The organism is Streptomyces sp. H27-H5, assembly GCF_026627505.1.
Lineage (GTDB): Bacteria > Actinomycetota > Actinomycetes > Streptomycetales > Streptomycetaceae > Streptomyces.
The window spans coordinates 57,302-79,555 of record NZ_JAPNLK010000041.1; the positions used below are offsets into that span (position 1 = coordinate 57,302).

A 22,254-nucleotide genomic window follows, 5' to 3' on the forward strand; every position below is an offset into this window, starting at 1 on the left:
AGAACCCCGCCGATCACCGGCACCACCGAACACCCCTGCGCACCACCCCAACGCCTCCGAGGCATCCGAACTCCACGAAGGGCACCGGACATGGGTCCCCATCCTGCGGTCGCGGCGATACGCCTGGCGGTCCGCCGCGTACTCCACGACGTCCTCACCGACCTCACCGATCCGAACGAGCCACACCCGACCGGCCGCCCCGCCGACCGCCGCACCGCGCCCGGCACCCCGCCGCTCGTCCTCGTCGCCTGCTCCGGCGGCGCCGACTCCATGGCCCTCGCCTCCGCCCTCGCCTTCGAGGCCCCCAAACTCGGCATCCGCGCCGGTGGCGTCACCGTCGACCACGGCCTCCAGGCCGGCTCCGACCTGCGTGCCGCCGAAGTCGTCAGCCGCATGACCTCGCTCCGCCTCGACCCGGTGGAGTCCGTCGCCGTGCGCGTGGGCCGTGACGGCGGCCCCGAGGCCGCCGCCCGCGACGCCCGCTACGGAGCCCTGGACGCGACCGCCGACCGACTCGGCGCCGCCGCCGTACTGCTCGGCCACACCCGGGACGACCAAGCCGAAACCGTCCTGCTGGGGCTCGCCCGCGGCTCCGGCACCCGCTCCCTCTCCGGCATGGCCGAGAAGTCCGGCGGACCCGGTCGCACCAACCGCTACCGCCGCCCCTTCCTCCAGATCGACCGGCAGACCGCCCGCAAGGCCTGCATGGTCCAGTCGCTCCCCGTCTGGGACGACCCGCACAACATCGACCCGGCCTACACGCGCTCCCGGCTGCGCCACGAGGGACTGCCCGCCCTGGAGAAGGCGCTGGGCAAGGGGGTCGTCGAGGCACTCGCCCGCACCGCCCAGCTCTCCCGGGACGACGCCGACGCCCTCGACGCCTGGGCCGCCGACGCGGACGCCGGCGTCCGCGACGCGGACGGCCGCCTGGAGTGCGCGAAGCTCTACGCGCTGCCCCCCGCCGTCCGCCGACGCGTACTGCGCAGGGCCGTGGTCGCCGCCGGCTCCCCCGCAGGCTCCCTCTTCGCCCGTCACATCGAGGAAGTGGACCGGCTCATCACCGGATGGCGCGGTCAGGGCGCCATCAACCTGCCCGGCCGGGTCGAGGCCCAGCGGCAGGGTGGCAGACTTGTCATCCGGCAGGGCTGATCGGTGCTGAAACGCGGCTGAGCCTCCGGAGGCACCCACCTCCGGAGTCGCGGCCGACAACGAAAGTGATGCGGGTGGACGAGAAGGACATGGGCTCCGACCTCGAGTCGGTGCTCATCACCAAGGAAGAGATCGACGCGAAGCTCGCCGAGCTGGCAGCGAAGATCGACGCGGAGTACGCGGGCAAGGACCTGCTCATCGTCGGTGTGCTCAAGGGCGCGGTGATGGTGATGGCGGACCTGGCGCGCGCCCTGTCCACCCCGCTCACCATGGACTGGATGGCGGTGTCCTCGTACGGCGCCGGGACCCAGTCCTCGGGCGTGGTCCGGATCCTCAAGGACCTCGACACCGACATCAAGGGCAAGCACGTCCTGATCGTCGAGGACATCATCGACTCGGGCCTGACGCTGTCCTGGCTGCTGTCGAACCTGGGCTCGCGCGAGCCGGCGTCGCTCCAGGTCGTCACGCTGCTGCGCAAGCCCGAGGCCGCCAAGGTCGCGATCGACGTGAAGTGGGTCGGCTTCGACATCCCGAACGAGTTCGTCGTCGGATACGGCCTGGACTACGCGGAGAAGTACCGCAACCTGCCGTTCGTCGGCACGCTCGCCCCGCACGTGTACGGCGGCTGACTCCGACGGCCGCACGCGGCCGCGTCCCGACGCCGGGCGCGGTACACCCCGAGGCCTCCGGGGAACCGACAGGGAAACCTGGGGAACCTGGAGGCGATTCCCGCCGTTGGAGCAGGGGAAGGTGGGTCTGTCAGCCGTCCCACGAGGCCGCGGGTGACAATACAGGGGTACATTCCGAAGAACAGTCTTTACTCACAGCAGCATTTACCTACGGGCAGGAGGGACGGGGTGCCTAGCGCCCCGTATGGATGGACGTGAAGCGATACTTCCGTGGGCCGGTCATGTGGATCGTGCTGGCCGTCCTCGCCGTGGTCGTGTTGATGAACGTCGTCGGCTCCGGCGGCGGCTACAAGTCGGTGGAGACCAGCGAGGTCATCAAGGCGATCAACAGTGGCCAGGTGGAGAGCGCCAAGCTCACCACCGGTGACAGCCAGATGATCAAGATCGAGCTGAAGAAGGACCAGAAGCTCGGCGACAACGACGGCACCAAGTTCCAGGCCAACTACATCGGGGACCAGGGCGTCCAACTCGCCCAGAACCTCCAGACCAAGTACGAAGCCGGTCAGATCCCGGACGGTTACACCGTCTCGCCGGACAAGACCAGCCCGTTCCTCAGCGTGCTGCTCTCGCTGCTGCCCTTCGTTCTCATCGTGGTCGTCTTCCTGTTCCTGATGAATCAGATGCAGGGCGGTGGCTCCCGGGTGATGAACTTCGGGAAGTCCAAGGCCAAGCTCATCACCAAGGACACCCCGAAGACGACGTTCGCCGATGTCGCGGGCGCGGACGAGGCCGTCGAGGAACTCCACGAGATCAAGGAGTTCCTCCAGGAGCCGGCGAAGTTCCAGGCGGTCGGCGCGAAGATCCCCAAGGGTGTGCTGCTCTACGGCCCGCCCGGCACCGGAAAGACCCTGCTCGCGCGTGCCGTCGCGGGCGAGGCCGGTGTTCCCTTCTACTCGATCTCCGGTTCCGACTTCGTCGAGATGTTCGTCGGTGTCGGTGCCTCGCGTGTCCGCGACCTGTTCGAACAGGCCAAGGCCAACGCTCCGGCGATCGTGTTCGTCGACGAGATCGACGCAGTCGGCCGGCACCGCGGTGCGGGCCTCGGCGGCGGTCACGACGAGCGTGAGCAGACCCTCAACCAGCTGCTCGTCGAGATGGACGGCTTCGACGTGAAGGGCGGCGTCATCCTGATCGCCGCCACGAACCGGCCCGACATCCTCGACCCGGCGCTGCTGCGTCCGGGCCGCTTCGACCGGCAGATCGCGGTCGACCGTCCCGACATGCAGGGCCGTCTGGAGATCCTCAAGGTCCACCAGAAGGGCAAGCCGGTCGCCCCGGACGTCGACCTGGGCGCGGTCGCCCGTCGCACGCCCGGTTTCACGGGTGCCGACCTCTCCAACGTCCTGAACGAGGCCGCGCTGCTCACGGCCCGCTCGGACAAGAAGCTGCTCGACAACCACGCGCTGGACGAGGCGATCGACCGTGTCGTGGCGGGTCCGCAGAAGCGGACCCGGATCATGTCGGACCGGGAAAAGAAGATCACCGCGTACCACGAGGGCGGACACGCCCTGGTCGCGGCGGCCTCCCCGAACTCCGATCCGGTCCACAAGATCACGATCTTGTCCCGCGGTCGGGCCCTGGGTTACACCATGGTCCTGCCCGACGAGGACAAGTACTCGACCACGCGCAACGAGATGCTCGACCAGCTGGCGTACATGCTGGGCGGGCGCGCGGCCGAGGAACTGGTCTTCCACGACCCGACCACCGGTGCGGCGAACGACATCGAGAAGGCCACTGCCACGGCCCGCGCGATGGTCACGCAGTACGGCATGACCGAGCGTCTCGGTGCGATCAAGTTCGGCGGCGACAACACCGAGCCGTTCCTCGGGCGCGAGATGTCGCACCCGCGGGACTACTCGGAAGAGGTCGCGGCGCTGGTCGACGAAGAGGTCAAGAAGCTCATCGAGACCGCGCACAACGAGGCCTGGGAGATCCTGGTCGAGAACCGCGACGTCCTCGACAACCTCGTCCTCGCGCTGCTGGAGAAGGAAACGCTGAACAAGGAGCAGATCGCCGAGGTCTTCTCCACCATCGTGAAGCGTCCGGCCCGCCCCGCGTGGACCGGTTCCTCCCGCCGCACCCCCTCCACCCGTCCGCCGGTGCTCTCTCCCAAGGAGCTCCAGCTGACGAACTCGGCGAACGGCACCTCGGCGGCGACGCCGGCCGTGTCGGTGGACAAGGACCCGGAGCCCTCCCCGGAGGAGCGTCCCGAGGCCTGATCAGTCCCGGAATGGATGCCGCGCCCCCCAGGTTCTAGCCTGGGGGGCGCGGCACTTTCACGTGCGCGTGTGCGTAGACAGGAACGAGGAAGAGATGACCGACCCAGTGACCCTGACCGGTGGCGAGGGCACGATCGGCGAGTTCGACGAGAAGCGCGCCGAGGCGGCCGTCCGGGAACTCCTGATCGCGGTCGGCGAGGACCCGGACCGCGAGGGCCTGCTGGAAACGCCGGCGAGGGTTGCGCGTGCGTACCGGGAGATTCTGGCGGGGCTGCGGCAGAAACCCGAGGACGTCCTGACCACGGTGTTCGACCTGGGTCACGACGAGCTGGTCCTGGTGAAGGACATCGAGATCGTTTCGTTGTGTGAACATCATCTTCTGCCCTTCCACGGAGTGGCCCACGTCGGCTACATCCCGGCGGACAGCGGCAAGATCACGGGTCTGTCGAAGCTGGCCCGTCTCGTGGACGTCTTCGCGCGCCGCCCGCAGGTGCAGGAACGTCTCACCACGCAGATAGCCGACTCCCTCATGCAGATCCTGGAGGCCCGGGGGGCGATCGTCGTGATCGAGGCCGAGCACATGTGCATGTCGGTGCGCGGCATTCGCAAGCCGGGTGCCAAGACCATCACGTCGGCGGTCCGCGGCCAGCTGCGTTCCCAGACCACCCGTGCCGAGGCCATGAGCCTCATCATGGCGCGCTAGCTCTCACGCTCCGCCTCGCCGGCAGTGCCGTGTCGGTGGTGACCGCCACGGTGCCCCTCCCGAAGTCGTTCGGAGTTCAGGAGGGGCACCGATGTTCTGTGGCTTACCGAGCCGCCAGACGGTCAACGTCGTGGGCGGGAGGTCACGCGCGTGCGACGTGCGACCGGGGGACCGCCTCTGGACCCTGCGCGACGGCCGTGCGGAGCCGACCACGGTGGTCGAGGTGCGGGTGGCCACGACGCGCGCGGTGCTCGACGTAACCACGACCCACGTCCATCCATCCGGCCGTCCTACCCCTGGGGCTGGTCGTGAACGATGAGGGCTTCGCCGGCAAGTACGCACGAGCCCTCACCGCCGCCACCGGGCTTCCGGGTCCGCGTCGTCTCGTCGTACCTGGCGGACCTCGTGCGGCAGTACGTGGGCGGGGACGCGCACCACATGCGGCAGCGCTTCCCGAGGGGCGTCCTGCGCGATCGCGAGTGTTTCGACGGGTTCCTGGACGGCTACGCCGACGGAGACGGGTGCCGGATCGCTCGATGGCCCGCCCGGATCCTGGTCAGCGCGAACATCCCGTTCCTCACGGACCTCGCCAAGATCATCGGGGCCCGGTTCACGCCCGATGCGAAACGGTCGGCGTCGCACCTCGTGGTGAGTGACCGGTGGGCGGCCCGGGGCACCTTTCGGCCCGAGCTGCACCGCGTCGAACTCGACGAGGGGGGATGGGCCGAGGTCGGCGCGGTCGGGGCGCGGCCACCTGGCACCAAGCCGTACACCGTGTACGGCTTCCGGCTCGACCCGCATCCGCACTTCCTGGTGAACGGGCACGTGGTGCGGGCCGGGGCCTGAGGACCCTGAGCGGGGCTCAGGCCGGGGCCGGGGCCTCGGGGGCGGTGTCGTCGTCCTCCGGGAGCTTGAGGACGTGTTCCAGGAACAGGGCGGCGGCGATGACCGCCGCGCCCGCCAGGACCGAGCCGCCCGCGTACCAGGCCTGGTCGCGGCGGGCGGGCACGTCGAGGGCGTCCGTCAGCAGGAAGACGCCGACACCGCCGTACATGCCCGCCACGAGGGCCGCGACCAGGGCGCTGGCCTGTCCGAAGACCACCGCGCGGGCCGCCATCAGGGGCTCCACGCCCTTGGCTCCGGCGCGGCGCTCGCGCTGGGCCTTGAGCCGGGCGCGCATCGACAGGGCCGTCGCGAAGAGCACCACCGCGATGACCGCGAGCACGATCGGGGCGGCCAGGGGGACGCCCGGCAGCGTGCCGTAGGAGTTCCACAGCCGGGCGCCCGCCCAGGACAGCACCCCGGCGATCAGGAAGATGCCCGCCAGGACCGCCGGCCTCAGTTGCTTCACGTACCCGTTCCCCGCTTTCCGTACCGATTCGTCAGCAGTGAACAGGCTAACGACTAGTCGGGGAGGTGGAGTTCCAGATCGGGTCGCGGCGTGACCCCGGTGAGGCCGATTCCGGCCAGCAGGGAGGCGACCGCGCCGCGGCCCGGGAGCTGGGCCTCCGGGTCGATGTCGTGCCAGGGGGCCAGCACGAAGGCGCGCTGGTGCGCCCGCGGGTGCGGGAGGGTGAGGACGGGGTCCTCGGAGATCACGTCGGCGTACGCGACGATGTCGACGTCGATGGTGCGGGGCCCCCAGCGCTCCTCGCGGACGCGGTCGAAGGCCTCTTCGATGGCGTGCCCGCGCTCCAGGAGCGAGGACGGCGGCAGGGTGGTCTTCACCGCGATGACCGCGTTGAAGTACGCGGGCTGCGAGCCGGGCTCGACGCCCCACGGCTCGGTCTCGTAGACGGGGGAGACGGCCTTGACCCGCAGGCCGGGGGTGTCCCCGAGGGCGTCGATGGCGCCCTGGAGGGTCTCCAGCCGGTTGCCGAGGTTCGCGCCCAGCGCGACCACGGCCCATTTCGGGTTGGACAGGGTGACGTCCGCCGCGTCGACCGCCTCGACTACGGAGGCGGGCACCGGCTGGACGGTGGGGTCGCTCTGGGCGTTCAGTCCGTTGTTCATGCGCGGCTCCGGGTGATCGTGATGGTCACGTCGTCGAAGGGGACGGTGATCGGCGCGTCCGGCTTGTGGACGATGACCTCCACCTGTGCCACCGCTTCGTGCTTCAGGCACTGCTGGGCGATTCGCTCGGCGAGCGTCTCGATCAGGTCGACGGGTTCTCCCTGGACCACATCGACGACTTCTTCCGCGACTACCCCGTAGTGCACGGTCTTAGCCAGGTCGTCTCCGGCCGCCGCGGGTCGGGTGTCGAGGTGGAGCACCAGGTCCACGATGAAGGTCTGGCCTTCCTCGCGTTCCCGGGGGAAGACGCCGTGGTGCCCGCGAGCCTTGAGGCCGCGCAGCGCGACACGATCCACGCGAATCACTCCAACTTTCGTAGGTGCATCCGCCCCGGGACTCCCCGGGGCCATGGGCCTACGCCGAGTGCGGTCGGCGTCGTCCGCCTTCGAATTTACCTGCGATGTACGTCGTGCCCCGCCCTTGGGGTCAGTCGGAGTCCTCTTCGTCCTCATCTTCGGAGTCCGTAAGGACCGGTGAACCGTGGTGGGACCAGAGCCGCCAGCCCTCCGGTGTGCGTCGGAACACATTCGTGGCGACGACCAGCTGACCGACCAGGGGACCCAGTTCGCCGCCGTCCTCGGCGGGGCCGCCGCTGAGGATGTTCTCGGTGCAGCTGACGAGCGCGGTGTCGCCTATGACGGTGACCTTGGTGTCGGTGAGGAAGAACTGGATGTACTCGGTGTGGGACATGATCAGGGCGTAGGAGCGCAGCACCTCGCCCCGTCCCGACAGCACGGGCCAGCCCGGGTGGACGCAGGAGATCTCGTCCTCCAGCCAGAGCGCCGACAGTGCGTCGAAGTCCCCCTGCTCCATGGCCTCGTAGAAGGCCGTGTTGACCTCTTCGACGGCTTCGATGTCGGTACGGCTCACCGTGCTCCTTCCTTGTCGGTACGACGGATCACAGTGCCCCTTCCACCGCACGGGCCACGCGAACCGCGTCCGCGGTGGCCCGTACCTCGTGTACCCGTACCGCCCAGGCGCCCTGGTGGGCGGCGATGGCGGACACGGCGGCGGTGGCGGCGTCGCGTTCGCGGGCGGGCGGCGGGGCGGCGCCGTCCGCGCCGGCCAGGACCCGGCCGAGGAAACGCTTCCGCGAGGCGGCGACCAGCAGCGGGAAGCCCAGCTCGCGCAGCTCGCGCAGGTGGGCGACCAGGGCCAGGTCGTGCTCGGCGTTCTTCGCGAAGCCCAGGCCCGGGTCGACGAGGAGCCGTTCGGGGGCGATGCCGCCCGCGACGACGGCGTCGACGCGGGCGCGCAGTTCGGCGGTGACCTCCGCGACGACGTCCTCGTAGACGGCCAGGTTGTTCATGCCGGCGCTGAATCCGCGCCAGTGCATGACGACGAACGGCACCTCGGCGGCCGCGACGGCCGGGATCATGCCGGGGTCGGCGAGTCCGCCGCTGACGTCGTTGACGAGTACGGCGCCGGCCGCGACGGCCCGGGCGGCGACCTCCGCGCGCATGGTGTCGACGGAGACGGCGATGCCCTCGGACGCCAGGCCGCGGACCACGGGGACGACCCGGCGCAGTTCCTCGTCGGCGTCGACGCGGGAGGCGCCGGGGCGGGTGGACTCGCCGCCGACGTCGACGAGGTCGGCGCCCTGCGCGACGAGGTCCAGGCCGCGTTTGACCGCCGCGGTGGTGTCGAACCAGCGGCCCCCGTCGGAGAACGAGTCGGGGGTGACGTTGACGACGCCCATGACCCCGCAGCGATCCCACTCCGGCAGGCCTGTCACCCGGCCCCTGGCGGTGACCCCGTGGTTCGTGTTCATGGGTCCAAGAGTAGAGCTGACCTGGATATGACAGGGCGCCGAGACGTTTCGGCCCTGTGTCGAGGGGGCTCGTGGAACGCGGACGGCCCCGCCCGGGTGGGGGCGGGGCCGTACGGGAGGGGGGCCGGGTGCGGTCCGGTCCGGGGGCTCAGGCCGCCTGGACCTCGCGCTCGGCCTGGGCCGGCACCTTCGCCATCCGGTGGTGGGCGCAGGTGCGGACCGGCTTGGGCCGGCGGCGGCCGGCGAACAGCCGGGGCAGCGCCAGCGTGACGAACCCCTCGGCCTGCATCGCGGCGAAGCCGATGCGGGGCAGGTCGCGGGTGTGCCGGAAGACGACGAAGCGGGGCTCCCAGCGGGGGCGGAACTTCGCGTTGAACTTGTACAGGGACTCGATCTGGAACCAGCGGGACAGGAAGACCAGCAGGCCGCGCCACATGCGCAGCACCGGGCCGGCGCCGATCTTCTCGCCGCGGGCGAGGGCCGAGCGGAACATCGCGAAGTTCAGGGAGACCTTCTCGATCTCCAGCGCGGGTGCGGCCTCCAGGGAGGCGACGATCAGCAGCTCGTTCATGCCGGGGTCGGCGGCGCGGTCGCGGCGCATCAGCTCCAGCGACATGCCGTCCTTGCCCCAGGGGACGAAGTGCAGGACGGCCTTCAGGTCGCCGAAGGGGCTGGTGTCGCCCTCCTCCTCGCGGTGCGCGGTGGCGATGAAGCAGTCGCCGTCGCCCGGGTCGCCGACCCGGCCGAGCGCCATGGAGAAGCCGCGCTCGGTGTCGGTGCCGCGCCACGCGTCGGCGGCGCCGCGGACCTGTTCGAGTTCCCGTTCGGTGAGGTCGCTGACCCGGCGCACCTTGGTGGTGTAGCCGTTGCGCTCGATGCGCTTCACCATCTGGCGGACATTGCGCATGGCGCGGCCCGAGAGGGAGAAGTCTTTGACATCCACAATCGCCTCGTCACCCAGTTCCAGGGCGTCCAGACCGGTTTCCCGGGTCCAGACCTCGCCGCCGGTCTCGCTGCAGCCCATGACGGCCGGGGTCCAGGAGTGGGCCTTGGCCTCCTCCATGAACCGTTCGATGGCGCCGGGCCAGGCCTCGACGTCGCCGACCGGGTCGCCGGAGGCGAGCATCACGCCGGAGACGACGCGGTAGGTGACGGCGGCCTTGCCGCTGGGGGAGAAGACGACGGCCTTGTCGCGGCGGAGCGCGAAGTGGCCGAGGGAGTCGCGGCCGCCGTGCTTGGAGAGCAGGTCGCGCAGCTTGGTCTCGTCGTCGGCGGTGAGTCGCGCGGCCGGGTGCTCGGGGCGGAAGGCCAGGTAGATCGTGGTGACCGCGGTCAGCATGCCGAGGGCGCCGAGGGAGTAGCCGACGGTCCAGGAGACCCGGCCCGCGTACTCGACGGGGCCCTCGATGCCGAAGAGGCCGTACACGACGTGGCTGATCTGCTCGTAGAGGCTGGGGTTGCCGACGACCTTGCCCGGGTGGACGTTGACGATGACCAGGCCGAGGCCGATGGAGCCGGCGCTCATCAGGACGAAGTTGGCCAGCGCCTTCCAGCGGCTGCGCGGGTCGGGCAGTGCCTTGAACTCGTTCTGGTGGCGCAGGAGCAGGGCGAGGAGCACCGCCGCGATGATCACCCCGATGACGGAGTGCCTGTAGGTGAACTGCGCCACCGCGCCGGCGGGGAGCAGGACGACGGAGGCGCGCCAGGCGCGCCGCTTGTGCCGCTTGAGGCCGTGGGCCAGCAGCAGGAGCAGGACGCCGGCGCTGATGGAGAGGGCGGCGGCGAACGGGCCGAGGGAGCCGGGGAGCACCTCGGTGACCGCGTGGAACCTGCTGTGTCGGAATCGCGGGAAGACCCCCGCCGCGATGTCCAGAAGGCCGACGATCATGACGGCCGTACCTACGAGGCCGGGTACCGACTCCGGCCGTGGGCCACGGAGGATTCGGCGCACCCCGCTCGGAACCTGTCCCGACTTATCGCCATCTATCCTGCTAGACATCGCTTCCCGTTGCTCCGCGAGAGATCATGTGGCCGAAGGCCGCAACAGCCTCCGGGGTGTGGTGCGTCCATTAGGACGACATCGACGGGGAGCGGGTTCACTCTTCCGTCGGAAATTTCCCGTCCTGCCATCAGAAAGACGACTGACTGCTCATGGGTCTCACCAGTAATACGGTTCTGGTCCTGGCCATCATCGCCGGCGTGGTGCTCTTCGCGCTCACGCTCTGGTTCTGGCCTCGGCTCTCGGGCCGCACCTGGCGCGCGTACGTGGGCCGGGTCGGTCTCCTGCTCGCCACGCAGTTGGCACTGTTCGCGGCGGTGGGGCTCGGAGCCAACAAGTCGTTCCTCTTCTACGGTTCCTGGGCCGACCTCTTCGGTCAGGAGACGTCGATCGGCAAGGTCGTCGACCACTCGATGAGCAGCAAGGACATCAAGGTCGTCGACAAGCAGAAGCTGGACGTCCCGGGCGGCGGGAAGCCTCAGGTCGGTGGTCAGATCCTGAAGGTTGCCATAACGGGGCAGAAGTCGAAGATAACGAGCCCCGGGTACGTGTGGCTGCCGCCGGAGTACTTCCAGCCGCGGTACAAGGACCAGAACTTCCCCGCGTCGATCGTGCTGACGGGCTACCCGGGCACCGCCGAGAACCTGATCAAAGGCCTCGACTACCCCATGAAGGCCTTCAGCCTGTCCAAGGCGGGCAAGATGAAGCCGATGATCCTGGTCATGCTGCGTCCGACGATCGCGCCGCCGCGTGACACCGAGTGCGTCGACATACCCGGTGGCCCGCAGACCGAGACCTTCTTCGGGCAGGACCTGCCGCAGGCCATCCAGAGCACCTTCCGGGTCGGCAAGAAGCCGCAGAACATGGGCTTCATCGGGAACTCCACGGGCGGCTACTGCGCCCTGAAGATCGCCGCGCACTACCCGCAGACCTTCGGCGCCGCCGCCGGCCTCTCCGCGTACTACGAGGCTCCCGACGACCCGACGACCGGTGACCTGTTCCACGGCGACGCCAAGCTGAAGAAGCGCGCGGACGTGCTGCACAGCATGCAGAACAAGAAGCCGGCCGGTACGTCCTTCCTGGTCACCAGCAGTGAGAAGGGCGAGCCGAACCTCGGTGACACCAAGAAGTTCATCAAGCTGGTCAAGGGGCCGGACCGGGTCTCCTCGATCATCCTCGACAGCGGCGGCCACAACTTCAACACCTGGCGGCGCGAGATCCCGCCGATGCTGACGTGGATGAGCGGCCGCATCCAGGCCTGACCGCCGCGATCCGACCGCCCCGGCCCGACCGCCCCGGCCCGACCGCCCCGGCCTGACGGCCCCGGCCCGACCGTCTTGCGGTCGGGCCGGGCGCGTTCCGGTCAGGCCTCCTGAAGTCGGGACCGGCGCAGTGCGCGGTGCACACCCTCCGGGGTGAGTACGCCGATCAGCGCGCCGGAGTCCGGGTCGGTGACCCCGACGCGGCCCTCGTCCTCCTGGAGGAGCGCCGCGAGGGCCTCGCGCAGACTCGCCCCCAACGCCACCGTGGCGGCGGGGGCCTTTCCGTGTTCCGGGTCCTGTTCCGCGAGGTCGGCGGTTTCGACCGGGGTGACCGCGAGGCGCTTGAGCCCCCGGTCCGAGCCGACGAAGGAGGCGACGTAGTCGGTGGCGGGCGCGGCCAGCACGGTGGCCGGTTTCGCGAACTGCTCGATGGTGCCCGTGCCGTAGACGGCGATCCGGTCCCCGAGCCGGATGGCTTCCTCCAGGTCGTGGGTGACCAGCAGGATCGTCTTGCGGACGGTCCTCTGCAGGGCCAGGAACTCGTTCTGGAGCCGTTCGCGGACCACCGGGTCCACCGCGCCGAACGGTTCGTCCATCAGCAGGACCGGCGGGTCGGCGGCCAGGGCCCGGGCCACGCCGACCCGCTGGCGCTGCCCGCCGGAGAGCTGCTCCGGGTAGCGGCCGCCGTACACGGCCGGGTCGAGGCCGACGAGTTCCAGCAGTTCCGCGGCGCGGGCGCGGGCCTTGGACCTGGGGGTGCCGATGAGGTGCGGGACGGTCGCCGTGTTCTCCAGCACCGTCTTGTGCGGGAAGAGGCCGACCTGCTGGATGACGTAGCCGATGCGGCGGCGCAGCTCGACGGGGTCGGCGGCGGCGATGTCCTCGCCGTCCACCAGGATCCGGCCGGACGTGGGCTCGATCAGCCGATTGACCATCTTCATCGTGGTCGTCTTGCCGCAGCCGGACGGGCCGACGAGGGTGACCAGCTCGCCCTCCGCGACCTCGAAGGAGAGGTCCCGGACGGCCGTCGTCCCGTCGGGGTAGCGCTTGGTCACTTGCTCGAATCGGATCACCGGACCATCCTTCCTCACGCGCGGGTGTCATTTGTGAAGGGCATGTTGCCCGACTGCGAAGGATTCCGGCCATTGTCGGCGGTGGGGGTTAGGGTCGGTCTGACCAGGCCCTCGGGTCGGACGCGTGTGCGATGACGGGCTGACGGAGCGAGGCGGGGGTGAGCGGCATGGCCGGGCAGAGCTGTCTGGTGGCGAACGACTGGATCTGCTGGGAGTACGTCACCTCCCGCTCCCAGGAGCTCACCGACGCCACCGTCGAGCACATCTGGATCACCGGCCTGTCGGTGGTCATCGGGCTCGTCGTGTCCGTTCCGCTCGCCCTGCTGGCCCGCCGCGGCCGCGGCTGGGCGGCGCCCGTGCTCGGTCTGACCACCCTGCTCTACACGGTTCCCTCGCTCGCCATGTTCTCGCTGCTGCTGCCGGTCTTCGGGCTGTCGGCCACGCTGGTGGTGACCGGTCTGGTGCTGTACTCGCTGACCATCCTGGTCCGCAACGTGCTGGCCGGCCTGGAGGCGGTCCCCGACGAGGTGCGGGAGGCCGCGCGCGGCATGGGCTACGGCTCGGGCCGGCTGCTGTGGCAGGTCGAACTGCCGCTGGCGCTGCCCGCGCTGCTCGCGGGGGTCCGCATCGCCACCGTGTCGACGGTGGCGCTCACGACCGTGGGGTCGATCGTCGGCAAGGGAGGTCTGGGCAACCTGATCGCGCCTGCCGTGAACAGCTCGTTCAAGGCCCAGGTGCTCACCGCGTCGGTGCTGTGCGTGCTGCTCGCGCTGGTGGCGGACCTGCTGCTGCTCGGCGTCCAGCGGTTGCTCACCCCGTGGACCCGGGTCTCGAAGCCCACACCGACGAAACGTTTCTCCAAGCGGGCCCCGACACCCGTCGCCAAGGAGGTCTGAGCCATGGGCGTACTGGGCGAGGCCTGGGACTGGCTGGCCGACGGCGCCAACTGGGCCGGCGAGAACGGTGTCTGGCACCGGCTCGGCGAGCACGTCTACGTCAGCGGGATCGCCCTGGCCGTCGCCTGCGCGGTGGCGCTGCCGATCGGCCTGTGGCTCGGTCACCTCGGCAAGGGCGGGGCCCTCGCCGTGAACGTGTCCAACGTCGGCCGGGCGATCCCCGTCTTCGCGGTGCTGGCCCTGTTCATGGTCTCGCCGCTGCGCAGCGCGGGGTACCTGCCCACGATCGTCGCGCTCGTCCTGTTCGCCATCCCGCCGCTGCTGACCAACGCGTATGTGGGTATGCGCGAGGTGGACCGCTCGGTGGTCGAGGCGGCGAGGGGGATGGGCATGTCCGGGACACAGCTGTTCCTGCGCGTGGAACTGCCGCTCGCGCGCGGACTCGTGATGACGGGGCTGCGCTCGGGCGCGGTCCAGGTCATCGCCACCGCCACCATCGCGGCCATGGTCGGCCAGGGCGGTCTGGGGCGGATCATCACCGCCGGCTTCAACACGTTCGACACGGCCCAGGTGGTCGCCGGCGCCCTCCTGGTGGCGCTGCTGGCCCTGCTGGTGGAGGGCGTGCTGGTGGCCGTCGACCGGTTCCTGATGCGGCGCCCGTCGGTGGCCCGCTGAGTCCTGCCGCCGTTTCCGTCCCCCCCTCTTTCTTCCCGCTGTACTCACTCCCTGGAGGAGCAACCATGAGCAAGTCCACGCGCGTTCTCGGCGCGGCACTGGGCGCGGTGGCCCTGACCGTCTCGCTCGCCGCGTGCGGTGGCGACAGCCTGGAGAAGGCCAAGGACGGCGGCTCGTCCGCCCCGGCCTCCTCCTCGGGCGGGGGCGCCAAGGGCAAGCTGGTGGTCGGCGCGGCCGGCTTCACCGAGTCCAACGTGCTGGCGGAGCTGTACTCCCAGGTCCTGAAGGACGCCGGCTACTCCACCTCGATCACCACGGTCAACAACCGTGAGCTGTACGAGCCCTCGCTGGAGAAGGGCGAGATCGACGTCGTCCCGGAGTACGCGGCCACCCTCGCCGAGTTCCTCAACGCCAAGGTCAACGGCAAGGACGCGCCGAAGGACAAGCCGGTCGCCTCCAGCGACGCGGCGGCGACGGTGGCGGCGCTGGAGAAGCTCGCGACGCCGCTCGGCATCAAGGCCCTCCCGGCGGGCGAGGCGGTCGACCAGAACGCCTTCGCGGTGACCAAGGAGTTCGCGGAGAAGAACAAGCTCAAGACCCTTTCGGACCTGGGCAAGTCAGGCCTGAAGGTGAAGATCGCGGCGGGCGACGAGTGCGCCGTCCGTCCCTTCTGCGCTCCCGGGTTGGAGAAGACGTACGGCATCTCCGTGGCAGGCATCGACCCCAAGGGCGTCGGCACCCCCCAGGCCAAGCAGGCCGTCAAGGACGGCGTGGACCAGCTGGTGCTGACCACGACCACCGACGCCACGCTCGACTCCTTCGGCCTGGTCCTGCTGGAGGACGACAAGAAGCTCCAGAACGCCGACAACGTCCTGCCGGTGGTCAACGCCAAGGACGCGGGCGCCCCGGAGGTCGCCGCCGCGCTCGACAAGCTCACCAAGGCGCTGACGACGGCGGACCTCGTCGACCTCAACCGCAAGGTGGACGCGGAGCGCGCGAAGCCCGCCGATGTGGCCAAGGCGTACCTGGAATCCAAGGGTCTGCTGAAGAAGTAGCCCCACAGCAAGATCAGTTACGCGATTGATGCGGAAATGACGGGTAACTGCCCGGCAAGAGATTGCCGGGCGGCTTCCCCACACCCCACCTACTCCCTGTAAATTTCAGGCCATGCCCCGTGGACGCCACCGCAATCCAGAACCCCTGCACCGACTGCTCACGCCGACCCTCGTCGCCGGTGTCTCCGTGGCCGGCGCCGGCGCGGCCTGGCTGCTCGCGGGACCCGAAGGCGGCGCCGCGTGGCGCCTCCTCGTGGCCCTCACGGCCGCCTCGGGTGTGGCCGGCGCCGTCGTCATGCGCTCCTGGGACCGCTCGGCCGGCCGCCGGGTGGCCGAACTGACCCGAGAACGGGTCAAGGACGAGTGGAAGACGGAAGAGCGGATAGCGGAGCTCGAATCCGACCTCGAAGAAGCCCGCATGCTGCGCGCCAGGCTCGACACGAAGCTGCGCGCCAAGCGGGTCGAACTCGCGGGACTGCGCGGCGAGCACGCCGCGCTGCTGCGCCGGTACGCCACCGCCGAGACGGAGCGGGCCACCGCCCTCGAAGGACGCCGACTGCTGGCCATCGAGGCCGCCTCGGCCCCCGCGGGCGCGCCGAAGGAACTCCCGGCCGTGTCCCAGGAGCGCACCGTCGCCGGGGCGCCGACCGCGATCGGCTACGCCCGCGCCAACGCGGCGATGGCGGCGCTGGTGCGCAAGGGCCAGGAGCGGGCCGCGGCGCGACACAAGGCCCTGGGATCCGGCGCGGATCCGCCCCCCGGCCCCCCCCCCCCCCCGCCCCCCCCCCCCCGGGGGCGCCCCCCCCCCCGCACGCCCGCCCACGCCCCCGGCCCCCCGACCCCCGGTGGCCGCACCCCCGGCAGCTCGCCGGCCGTCGCCCCGGCCACGACGCCCGGTGCGGTCCGCTCCGCCGAGGCGCACGGCCGTGCGGCGACCGCCGACCGGGCGCCCGCTGTTCCGGCGCGGCGGCAGGCGGCGACCGTGGCCCCGTACGCGGCCCCGAGGCGGTCCGCCTCGCGCGTCGAGGGCGGCTTCGACTTCTTCGGCACCAAGAACGCCGCGCAGGCCCGCGCCGCGATCGAGGCCGTGCAGAACGAGGACCTCGCCGACGTGGTCGGCGCCGAGGCCCTCGCCGTGCACAAGGCGGAGACCGTCCGAGCGGCCGGCGACCCGGAGTTCAAGCCGGCGACCCCCGAGCACCGCGCGGTGGGCCAGGTCATCGACCTGACGGCGCACGACGAGACCGAGCCGATCGACGTGGTCCGGCTCCGCACCGCGATCTCCTAGCGCCCGCGTCCCGGACTCAGCGCAGCGCGTCGAACCAGCGCACCACCTGGGGGGCCGACCGGAGGGCCGTCGTGACGTGGTCCGCGTCCGGGCCCTGGTCGACGACCTTCGCCCGGACCCCGTGGCGGGCCAGGTCGGCGGCGTAGGCCCGGGAGTTGGCGATCGGCACGTCCGTGTCGGCGCCGCCCGCGTAGAGCCGCACCGGCACGTCCGGCTTCCAGTCGCAGGCGCCGTCGTTGGCCCGCAGGGCGGTGCGCAGGGCGCCGCGCGGGGCGCGGACGTTCTCGGCCCAGGCCGGGGTGAGCAGTTCCGCGGGGGTCGCGGGCAGCGCGGCGACGATCTCCTCCTCCGGGTGCGTCCCGTCGAACAGGCCCTCCACCGTCCCCGCGTACGGCGTGCGGAACACCTCGGCGGTGTCCTTGTAGAGCGGGTGGAGCCGGTTCTGGGCCGTCAGGAAGTACGCGAGGTAGAACACGGCGGTGCGCGGCGCGACCCGGCCGTCCGTGATCCCGGGCATCTCGGAACCGGACAGGTCGTACGGGCCGGCCATCGGGGCCAGGGCGCGCAGCCGCAGTCCGTCGCGGCCCCCGGAGAGTTCGCGGCCGACGGCCATGGCCACCTGGCCGCCCTGGGAGAAGCCGGTGGCGTACACGTCCCGGGTCACGGGGCGGCCCAGCCGGTCGGCGGCGGTGCGGGAGGCCTTGAGCATGTCGACGGTGGCGGTGACGGCGGAGCGGGTGTCCATGTAGGGGTGTGGGCCGGCGCCGCCGCCGAGGCCGAGGTAGTCCGGCGCGGCGACGGCGCGGCCGGCCGAGGCGTGCAGGTACGGGGTGAGCCGGTTGTGGCCCTTGCCCCCGCTCGGCGCGCTGTCGCGGTGGGCGACGGTGCCGTGGGTGTCGGACACCAGGTCGGGCCGGGCCGGGCCGCCGCGCGGCAGGACCAGCAGCCCGGCCGCGGCCGCGCGCCGCCGCCACTGCTTGTTCTGGTGCGAGGTCGTCGTCATGTCCCGAACGCTAGGACCCGGCCGAGATCCCCGACATCCCGCATTCCCCCGGCAGTTGAGGGGGCTAGCCCCCGGACCGGGGCGCGTCAGAACAGCGGGAGCTGCCCCGGGTGCGGGCCCAGGGCGAAGCCGTCCAGGGTCGGCGCCGACGCGCCGAGCACGACGCGGGCGCGGGAGCCGGGGCAGGACACCAGGTCGCCGCGTCCCCGGCCGGCGGGCGGGTCGTGGCGGGCGATCCGGCCGGCGGTGACGGCGCAGTCGCGGCCGCAGGTGGGGCAGGCCCTACGGGGGGAGTGGGACATGCCCCAAGTCTGCACCCTCGCACCGACAGCGCGGGGAGGGCGTCAGCCCACCGGCGTCTCCTGCGCGGCCCGCGCCGGCGGCTCGTCCCGCGTCTCCCGCCACGTCTCGTGCGCGCGGTCCACCCGCTCCCACAGGGCCGCCCGGTCCCGCGCGGTCAGGTCGTCGAGCGACCGCCCGAAGACGCCGGCAAGCACGCCGAAGAACTCCTCGGGCGTGTGCAGCTCCCGGTCCGTCGTCCCCTTGAGCGGGTCGATCCGGCTCAGGACGCGCCCGCGCAGGGCGTCGATGCCGTGCGCGTCGCGCCGCAGCATCGCGAAGGTCCGTACGAAACCGGAGTCCTGCGACGTGGACAGCCGCAGGTGCTCGGACGCGAAGTCGGCCATCGTGGCGGGGGCCGAGCGGAAGTTCATCACGGGGAAGGGACCGCCCGGGTTGCGGTACGTCCAGCCCGGTGCCTCCCCGTCGAGCGGGGCGAGCCGCTCCAACGCGTAGCGGAAGTCCCCCCGTTCGAAGGTGTCCTCGCGCAGCGGCAACGGCTCGTGGGGTCCGTCGCCCAACCCGACGTCCACGAAGAACGCGGCCCCGTCCACCCGGACGACCAGCGCCAGGTGGTCGCCGTTGACGCCGCGGGCGTCGGGCTCCTTGCACACGCCGCCGACATGGCGGGTCACGTCGTAGCCCAGTGCTTCGAGGAGCGCGGAGAAGGCGCCGTTGAGGTGGAAGCAGTACCCGCCCCGGCCCGCCGCCAGCCGGCGCGCCGACAGCTCGGGGTCGATCCCGGGCGGCCGGCCCAGCTGGATGTCGATGTTCTCGTAGGGCACGCGCTCCAGGTGGGCCCGCTGGAGGGCGAACAGCCCCTCGACGGAAGGCGCCGCCGGCTCGACGCCGAGCCGGCGCAGGTAGTCCACGCACAAGTCGGAGATCATGTGATCACCCTAGACAAGGCCGGCCGGGCACCGTCGCGTTCAGGACTACTTGTCGATGTCGCCGACGACGAAGAACAGCGAACCCAGGATCGACACCATGTCCGCGACCAACTGCCCGGGCAACAACACGGCCAGCGCCTGGATGTTGTTGAAGGACGCCGAGCGCAGCTTCAGCCGGTACGGGGTCTTCTCGCCCTTGGACACCAGGTAGTAGCCGTTGACGCCCAGCGGGTTCTCCGTCCAGGCGTACGTGCTCCCCTCGGGCGCCTTCAGCACCTTGGGCAGCCGCTGGTTGATCGGGCCCGGCGCCAGCTCCGCCATCCGGTCCAGGCAGGCGACGGCCAGGTCGAGGGCGTTGTGCGTCTGGTCGAGCAGCACCTCGAAGCGGGCCAGGCAGTCGCCCTCGGTCCGGGTGACCACCTTCAGCACGTCCTGGAGCTCGCCGTACGCCAGGTAGGGCTCGTCGCGGCGCAGGTCGAAATCGACGCCGGAGGCGCGGGCGACGGGGCCGGAGACCCCGTAGGCGTGCACGGCCTCCGCCGGGAGCACGCCCACGCCGCGGGTGCGGCCGCGGAAGATCTCGTTGCCGTGGACCAGCTTGTCGTAGACGTCCATGCGGGTGCGGACGTCCGCGACGGCGGCGCGGGCCCGGCCCGACCAGCCGGCGGGGAGGTCCTCCTTGAGACCGCCGACCCGGTTGAACATGTAGTGCATGCGGCCGCCGGAGATCTCCTCCATGACGGCCTGGAGTTCCTCGCGCTCGCGGAACGCGTGGAAGATCGGCGTGATCCCGCCCAGCTCCAGCGGGTACGAACCGAGGAACATCAGGTGGTTCAGCACCCGGTTCAGCTCGGCCAGCAGCGTCCGCATCCACACGGCCCGCTCGGGGACCTCCATCCCCAGCATCCGCTCGACGGCCATGACCACGCCCAGCTCGTTGGAGAACGCGGACAGCCAGTCGTGGCGGTTCGCGAGCATCACGATCTGGCGGTAGTCACGGGCCTCGAAGAGCTTCTCGGCGCCCCGGTGCATGTAGCCGACCACCGGTTCCGCGCTGACGATGCGCTCCCCGTCAAGGACGAGGCGCAGGCGCAGCACGCCGTGCGTGGAAGGGTGCTGCGGCCCGATGTTGAGCACCATGTCGGTGCTCTCCGCCGCGCCGCCGATACCGACCGTGGTCTCCGTCATGGCGGCATTCTCTCAGCCCTAGGGTGTATGCATGGGAACCGGGACAACGGGTGGGACGAGCGAACCCGAGTGGGTGGGGCTGCCGGGCGGGCTCCTCACGCTCCGGCGACTGCTGCTGGTGATCTGGATGACGGTGCTCACGGCGCTCACGGCGGTCGTACTGGGCCTCACCGCCGGGCCGGCGTGGGCCGCCGTCGGGGCGCTGTGGCTCGGGGTGCTGGTCTGGGGCTGGGTGCTGCTCGGCCGCAACTGGCGGTCCTGGCGCTACGCCGAGCGCGCCGACGACCTGCTGATCAGCAGGGGCGTGCTGTGGCGGGAGCAGACCGTGGTGCCGTACGGGCGGATGCAGCTGGTCGAGGTGACCTCGGGGCCGCTGGAACGCCGCTTCGGGCTGGCCTCCGTACAACTGCACACGGCGGCCGCCGCCACCGACGCCAAGATCCCCGGACTGGTCCCGGCCGAGGCCGAACGGCTCCGCGACCGGCTGTCCGCCCTCGGCGAGGCGAAGTCGGCCGGGCTGTGAGCGACACCGCGGCGCCGGAACGCCGGCTGCACTTCCTGACCCCGCTGCTGCGGGCGTGGGTGCCGATCGCGGCCACCATCGGCGTCATCGCCCAGCAGGGCGAGCGGGCCGGGGAGTGGATCGCGGACCTGTCCGGGCTGCTGCGGCTCCTGGTCCTGGCCGGGCTGGTCCTCGTCTTCGGCGCGTACGGCTTCCTGAGCTGGTGGTTCACCCACTACGCCGTCACCGACGCCGAACTGCGCATCCGCAGCGGCCTGATCTTCCGGCGCACCGCGCACATCCGCCTCGACCGGCTCCAGGCCGTGGACGTCACCCGGCCGCTGCTGGCCCGCGTCGCCGGGGTCGCGAAGCTGCGGCTCGACGTCATCGGCACCGCGGACAAGGACGAACTGGCCTACCTCGCCGAGAAGGACGCCGTCGCGCTGCGCGCCGAACTCCTGGCCCGGGCCGCCGGGTTCGCCCCCGCCGAGGCCGTGACGCTCGGCGAGGCCCCGGAACGCGAACTGCTGCGGGTCCGGCCGAGGGACCTGGTGGTCTCGCTGGTGCTGACCCTCGCCGTCTGGGCCGCCCTGGTCGCCGGGCTGGTCGTGCCGGTCGTGGTGTGGTGGCTCAGCGGAAGCATCTGGGCCACCGCGGCGACCCTGCTGCCGTTCCTCGGAGGAGTCTGGGCCGGCACGGCGGGCCGGTTCCTCACCGAGTACGACTGGACGGTCGCCGAATCCCCCGACGGGCTCCGGATCGACCACGGGCTGCTGGACCGGGCCCACGAGACGGTGCCGCCGGGGCGGGTGCAGACCGTGCGGATCGTCGAGCCGCTGCTGTGGCGCCGGCGCGACTGGGTCCGGGTGGAGCTGGCGGTGGCCGGCTCGAAGAACGACGTCCTGGTCCCGGTGGCCTCGCGGGCCGCCGCGTACGAGGTCATCGCGCGGGTGCTGCCCGGTGTGGACCTGGCGGCCCTGTCCTTCAGCCCCGCGCCGAGGGCCGGCTCGCGGTGGGTGGTCCCGGTGTGGTGGAAGGGCTACGGCCTGGCCGTGACCGAGGACGTGTTCGCCGCGCGCAAGGGGCGCCTGTGCCGCCGCACGGAGATCGTCCCGCACGCCAAGGTGCAGAGCGTGCGCCTGACCCAGGGGCCCTGGGAACGCGCCCGCGGCGTGGCCGACCTGCACGTGGACACCGGCGCGAACGCCACCGTCACCGCGCGGCTGCGGCCGTCGGCGGAGGCCGCCGCGCTGCTGCCCGCCCAGGCGGCCCGCTCCCGCACCTCGCGCGCTGCTGCCCGCCCGGACCGCTGGATGACCTGACCGGGCCCCGGCAAACCTTTCCGGTCACAGCACTAGTGCAGCGCGTCGCAGGTCCTTTGCCGGTTGGGCGTGGCTGGATTGGTGACGCTGTGTGAGCGCGCAGGCATCCTGCGGGAAGCGGTCCTCGGACGACCCGGCTTCGGTCCGGCACACGGTGG

23 protein-coding genes are annotated in these 22,254 nt (G+C 71.3%); 12 read left to right on the plus strand and 11 right to left on the minus strand.

Translation table 11 applies throughout. The features are described from left to right. Nucleotides 1-90: 90 nt before the first annotated feature. The 5 genes from tilS to OTB19_RS21030 all read left to right on the plus strand — a co-directional run bounded on the left by tilS (nucleotide 91) and on the right by OTB19_RS21030 (nucleotide 5,606). The gene (gene tilS / locus OTB19_RS21010; protein WP_267799896.1) at nucleotides 91-1,149 is read left to right on the plus strand and encodes a tRNA lysidine(34) synthetase TilS; all 1,059 of its coding nucleotides are present in this window, start codon (nucleotides 91-93) and stop codon (nucleotides 1,147-1,149) included. A 68-nt stretch (nucleotides 1,150-1,217) separates the two neighbouring features. Then, the gene (gene hpt / locus OTB19_RS21015; RefSeq protein ID WP_053678471.1) at nucleotides 1,218-1,778 is read left to right on the plus strand and encodes a hypoxanthine phosphoribosyltransferase; all 561 of its coding nucleotides are present in this window, start codon (nucleotides 1,218-1,220) and stop codon (nucleotides 1,776-1,778) included. 248 nt (nucleotides 1,779-2,026) lie between these two features. After that, nucleotides 2,027-4,057, plus strand: coding sequence for an ATP-dependent zinc metalloprotease FtsH (gene ftsH, locus OTB19_RS21020; protein WP_267799897.1), 2,031 nt, complete (start codon nucleotides 2,027-2,029; stop codon nucleotides 4,055-4,057). 94 nt (nucleotides 4,058-4,151) lie between these two features. Then, the gene (gene folE, locus OTB19_RS21025; RefSeq protein ID WP_267799898.1) at nucleotides 4,152-4,760 is read left to right on the plus strand and encodes a GTP cyclohydrolase I FolE; all 609 of its coding nucleotides are present in this window, start codon (nucleotides 4,152-4,154) and stop codon (nucleotides 4,758-4,760) included. Between the two features lie 315 nt (nucleotides 4,761-5,075). Beyond that, complete coding sequence (locus tag OTB19_RS21030; RefSeq protein WP_267799899.1) at nucleotides 5,076-5,606, plus strand: hypothetical protein; 531 nt, start codon at nucleotides 5,076-5,078, stop codon at nucleotides 5,604-5,606. A 16-nt stretch (nucleotides 5,607-5,622) separates the two neighbouring features. Here OTB19_RS21030 and OTB19_RS21035 read toward each other — a convergent pair whose 3' ends face one another. The 6 genes from OTB19_RS21035 to OTB19_RS21060 all read right to left on the minus strand — a co-directional run bounded on the left by OTB19_RS21035 (nucleotide 5,623) and on the right by OTB19_RS21060 (nucleotide 10,603). After that, the gene (locus OTB19_RS21035; protein ID WP_267799900.1) at nucleotides 5,623-6,111 is read right to left on the minus strand and encodes a DUF3180 domain-containing protein; all 489 of its coding nucleotides are present in this window, start codon (nucleotides 6,109-6,111) and stop codon (nucleotides 5,623-5,625) included. 53 nt (nucleotides 6,112-6,164) lie between these two features. Continuing rightward, the gene (gene folK, locus OTB19_RS21040; RefSeq protein WP_267799901.1) at nucleotides 6,165-6,773 is read right to left on the minus strand and encodes a 2-amino-4-hydroxy-6-hydroxymethyldihydropteridine diphosphokinase; all 609 of its coding nucleotides are present in this window, start codon (nucleotides 6,771-6,773) and stop codon (nucleotides 6,165-6,167) included. Then, nucleotides 6,770-7,129: a dihydroneopterin aldolase gene (gene folB, locus OTB19_RS21045; protein WP_053678462.1), complete on the minus strand. Its 360-nt coding sequence runs from the start codon at nucleotides 7,127-7,129 to the stop codon at nucleotides 6,770-6,772. Before folB ends, folK begins: the two co-directional genes overlap by 4 nt. Nucleotides 7,130-7,259: 130 nt before the next feature. Next, entirely contained in the window at nucleotides 7,260-7,703 is a 444-nt protein-coding gene (locus OTB19_RS21050) for a nuclear transport factor 2 family protein (RefSeq protein WP_078998882.1), read from the minus strand. 28 nt (nucleotides 7,704-7,731) lie between these two features. Next, nucleotides 7,732-8,604, minus strand: a complete 873-nt coding sequence (folP, locus tag OTB19_RS21055) for a dihydropteroate synthase (RefSeq protein WP_267799902.1) — start codon at nucleotides 8,602-8,604, stop codon at nucleotides 7,732-7,734. A gap of 148 nt (nucleotides 8,605-8,752) precedes the next feature. Further along, entirely contained in the window at nucleotides 8,753-10,603 is a 1,851-nt protein-coding gene (locus tag OTB19_RS21060) for a phosphatidylglycerol lysyltransferase domain-containing protein (RefSeq protein WP_267799903.1), read from the minus strand. A gap of 152 nt (nucleotides 10,604-10,755) precedes the next feature. Here OTB19_RS21060 and OTB19_RS21065 point away from each other — a divergent pair, with 152 nt between their 5' ends. Further along, nucleotides 10,756-11,865 carry an alpha/beta hydrolase gene (locus tag OTB19_RS21065; RefSeq protein WP_267799904.1) on the plus strand — a complete coding sequence of 370 codons (1,110 nt, stop codon included), beginning with the start codon at nucleotides 10,756-10,758 and terminating at the stop codon, nucleotides 11,863-11,865. 101 nt (nucleotides 11,866-11,966) lie between these two features. Here the strand turns inward: OTB19_RS21065 and OTB19_RS21070 are convergent, their stop codons facing one another. Continuing rightward, complete coding sequence (locus OTB19_RS21070; RefSeq protein WP_267799905.1) at nucleotides 11,967-12,938, minus strand: ABC transporter ATP-binding protein; 972 nt, start codon at nucleotides 12,936-12,938, stop codon at nucleotides 11,967-11,969. A 167-nt stretch (nucleotides 12,939-13,105) separates the two neighbouring features. Here OTB19_RS21070 and OTB19_RS21075 point away from each other — a divergent pair, with 167 nt between their 5' ends. From OTB19_RS21075 to OTB19_RS21090, 4 genes are all read left to right on the plus strand, one after another. Beyond that, the gene (locus OTB19_RS21075) at nucleotides 13,106-13,834 is read left to right on the plus strand and encodes an ABC transporter permease (protein WP_267799906.1); all 729 of its coding nucleotides are present in this window, start codon (nucleotides 13,106-13,108) and stop codon (nucleotides 13,832-13,834) included. 3 nt (nucleotides 13,835-13,837) lie between these two features. Then, on the plus strand, nucleotides 13,838-14,509 hold the full coding sequence (locus tag OTB19_RS21080) for an ABC transporter permease (protein ID WP_267799907.1): 672 nt from the start codon (nucleotides 13,838-13,840) through the stop codon (nucleotides 14,507-14,509). Between the two features lie 65 nt (nucleotides 14,510-14,574). Beyond that, nucleotides 14,575-15,564, plus strand: coding sequence for an ABC transporter substrate-binding protein (locus tag OTB19_RS21085; protein WP_267799908.1), 990 nt, complete (start codon nucleotides 14,575-14,577; stop codon nucleotides 15,562-15,564). 112 nt (nucleotides 15,565-15,676) lie between these two features. Continuing rightward, a complete protein-coding gene (locus tag OTB19_RS21090; protein ID WP_267799909.1) occupies nucleotides 15,677-16,852 on the plus strand; it encodes a hypothetical protein in 1,176 nt (391 codons plus the stop codon). A gap of 16 nt (nucleotides 16,853-16,868) precedes the next feature. On the opposite strand, the gene OTB19_RS21095 is transcribed toward OTB19_RS21090, so the two are convergent. The 4 genes from OTB19_RS21095 to OTB19_RS21110 all read right to left on the minus strand — a co-directional run bounded on the left by OTB19_RS21095 (nucleotide 16,869) and on the right by OTB19_RS21110 (nucleotide 20,272). Beyond that, entirely contained in the window at nucleotides 16,869-17,855 is a 987-nt protein-coding gene (locus OTB19_RS21095; RefSeq protein WP_267799910.1) for an alpha/beta hydrolase family protein, read from the minus strand. An 86-nt stretch (nucleotides 17,856-17,941) separates the two neighbouring features. Further along, a complete protein-coding gene (locus OTB19_RS21100) occupies nucleotides 17,942-18,157 on the minus strand; it encodes a hypothetical protein (RefSeq protein WP_267799911.1) in 216 nt (71 codons plus the stop codon). Between the two features lie 42 nt (nucleotides 18,158-18,199). After that, the gene (locus tag OTB19_RS21105; protein WP_267799912.1) at nucleotides 18,200-19,084 is read right to left on the minus strand and encodes an arylamine N-acetyltransferase family protein; all 885 of its coding nucleotides are present in this window, start codon (nucleotides 19,082-19,084) and stop codon (nucleotides 18,200-18,202) included. A 45-nt stretch (nucleotides 19,085-19,129) separates the two neighbouring features. After that, nucleotides 19,130-20,272, minus strand: a complete 1,143-nt coding sequence (locus tag OTB19_RS21110; protein ID WP_267799913.1) for an NADH-quinone oxidoreductase subunit D — start codon at nucleotides 20,270-20,272, stop codon at nucleotides 19,130-19,132. A gap of 31 nt (nucleotides 20,273-20,303) precedes the next feature. Between OTB19_RS21110 and OTB19_RS21115 the strand changes: the two genes are divergently transcribed. Both OTB19_RS21115 and OTB19_RS21120 read left to right on the plus strand, forming a co-directional pair. Beyond that, nucleotides 20,304-20,795: a PH domain-containing protein gene (locus tag OTB19_RS21115; RefSeq protein ID WP_267799914.1), complete on the plus strand. Its 492-nt coding sequence runs from the start codon at nucleotides 20,304-20,306 to the stop codon at nucleotides 20,793-20,795. Next, nucleotides 20,792-22,096, plus strand: a complete 1,305-nt coding sequence (locus OTB19_RS21120) for a PH domain-containing protein (protein WP_267799915.1) — start codon at nucleotides 20,792-20,794, stop codon at nucleotides 22,094-22,096. Before OTB19_RS21115 ends, OTB19_RS21120 begins: the two co-directional genes overlap by 4 nt. The last annotated feature ends 158 nt before the right edge of the window (nucleotides 22,097-22,254 follow it).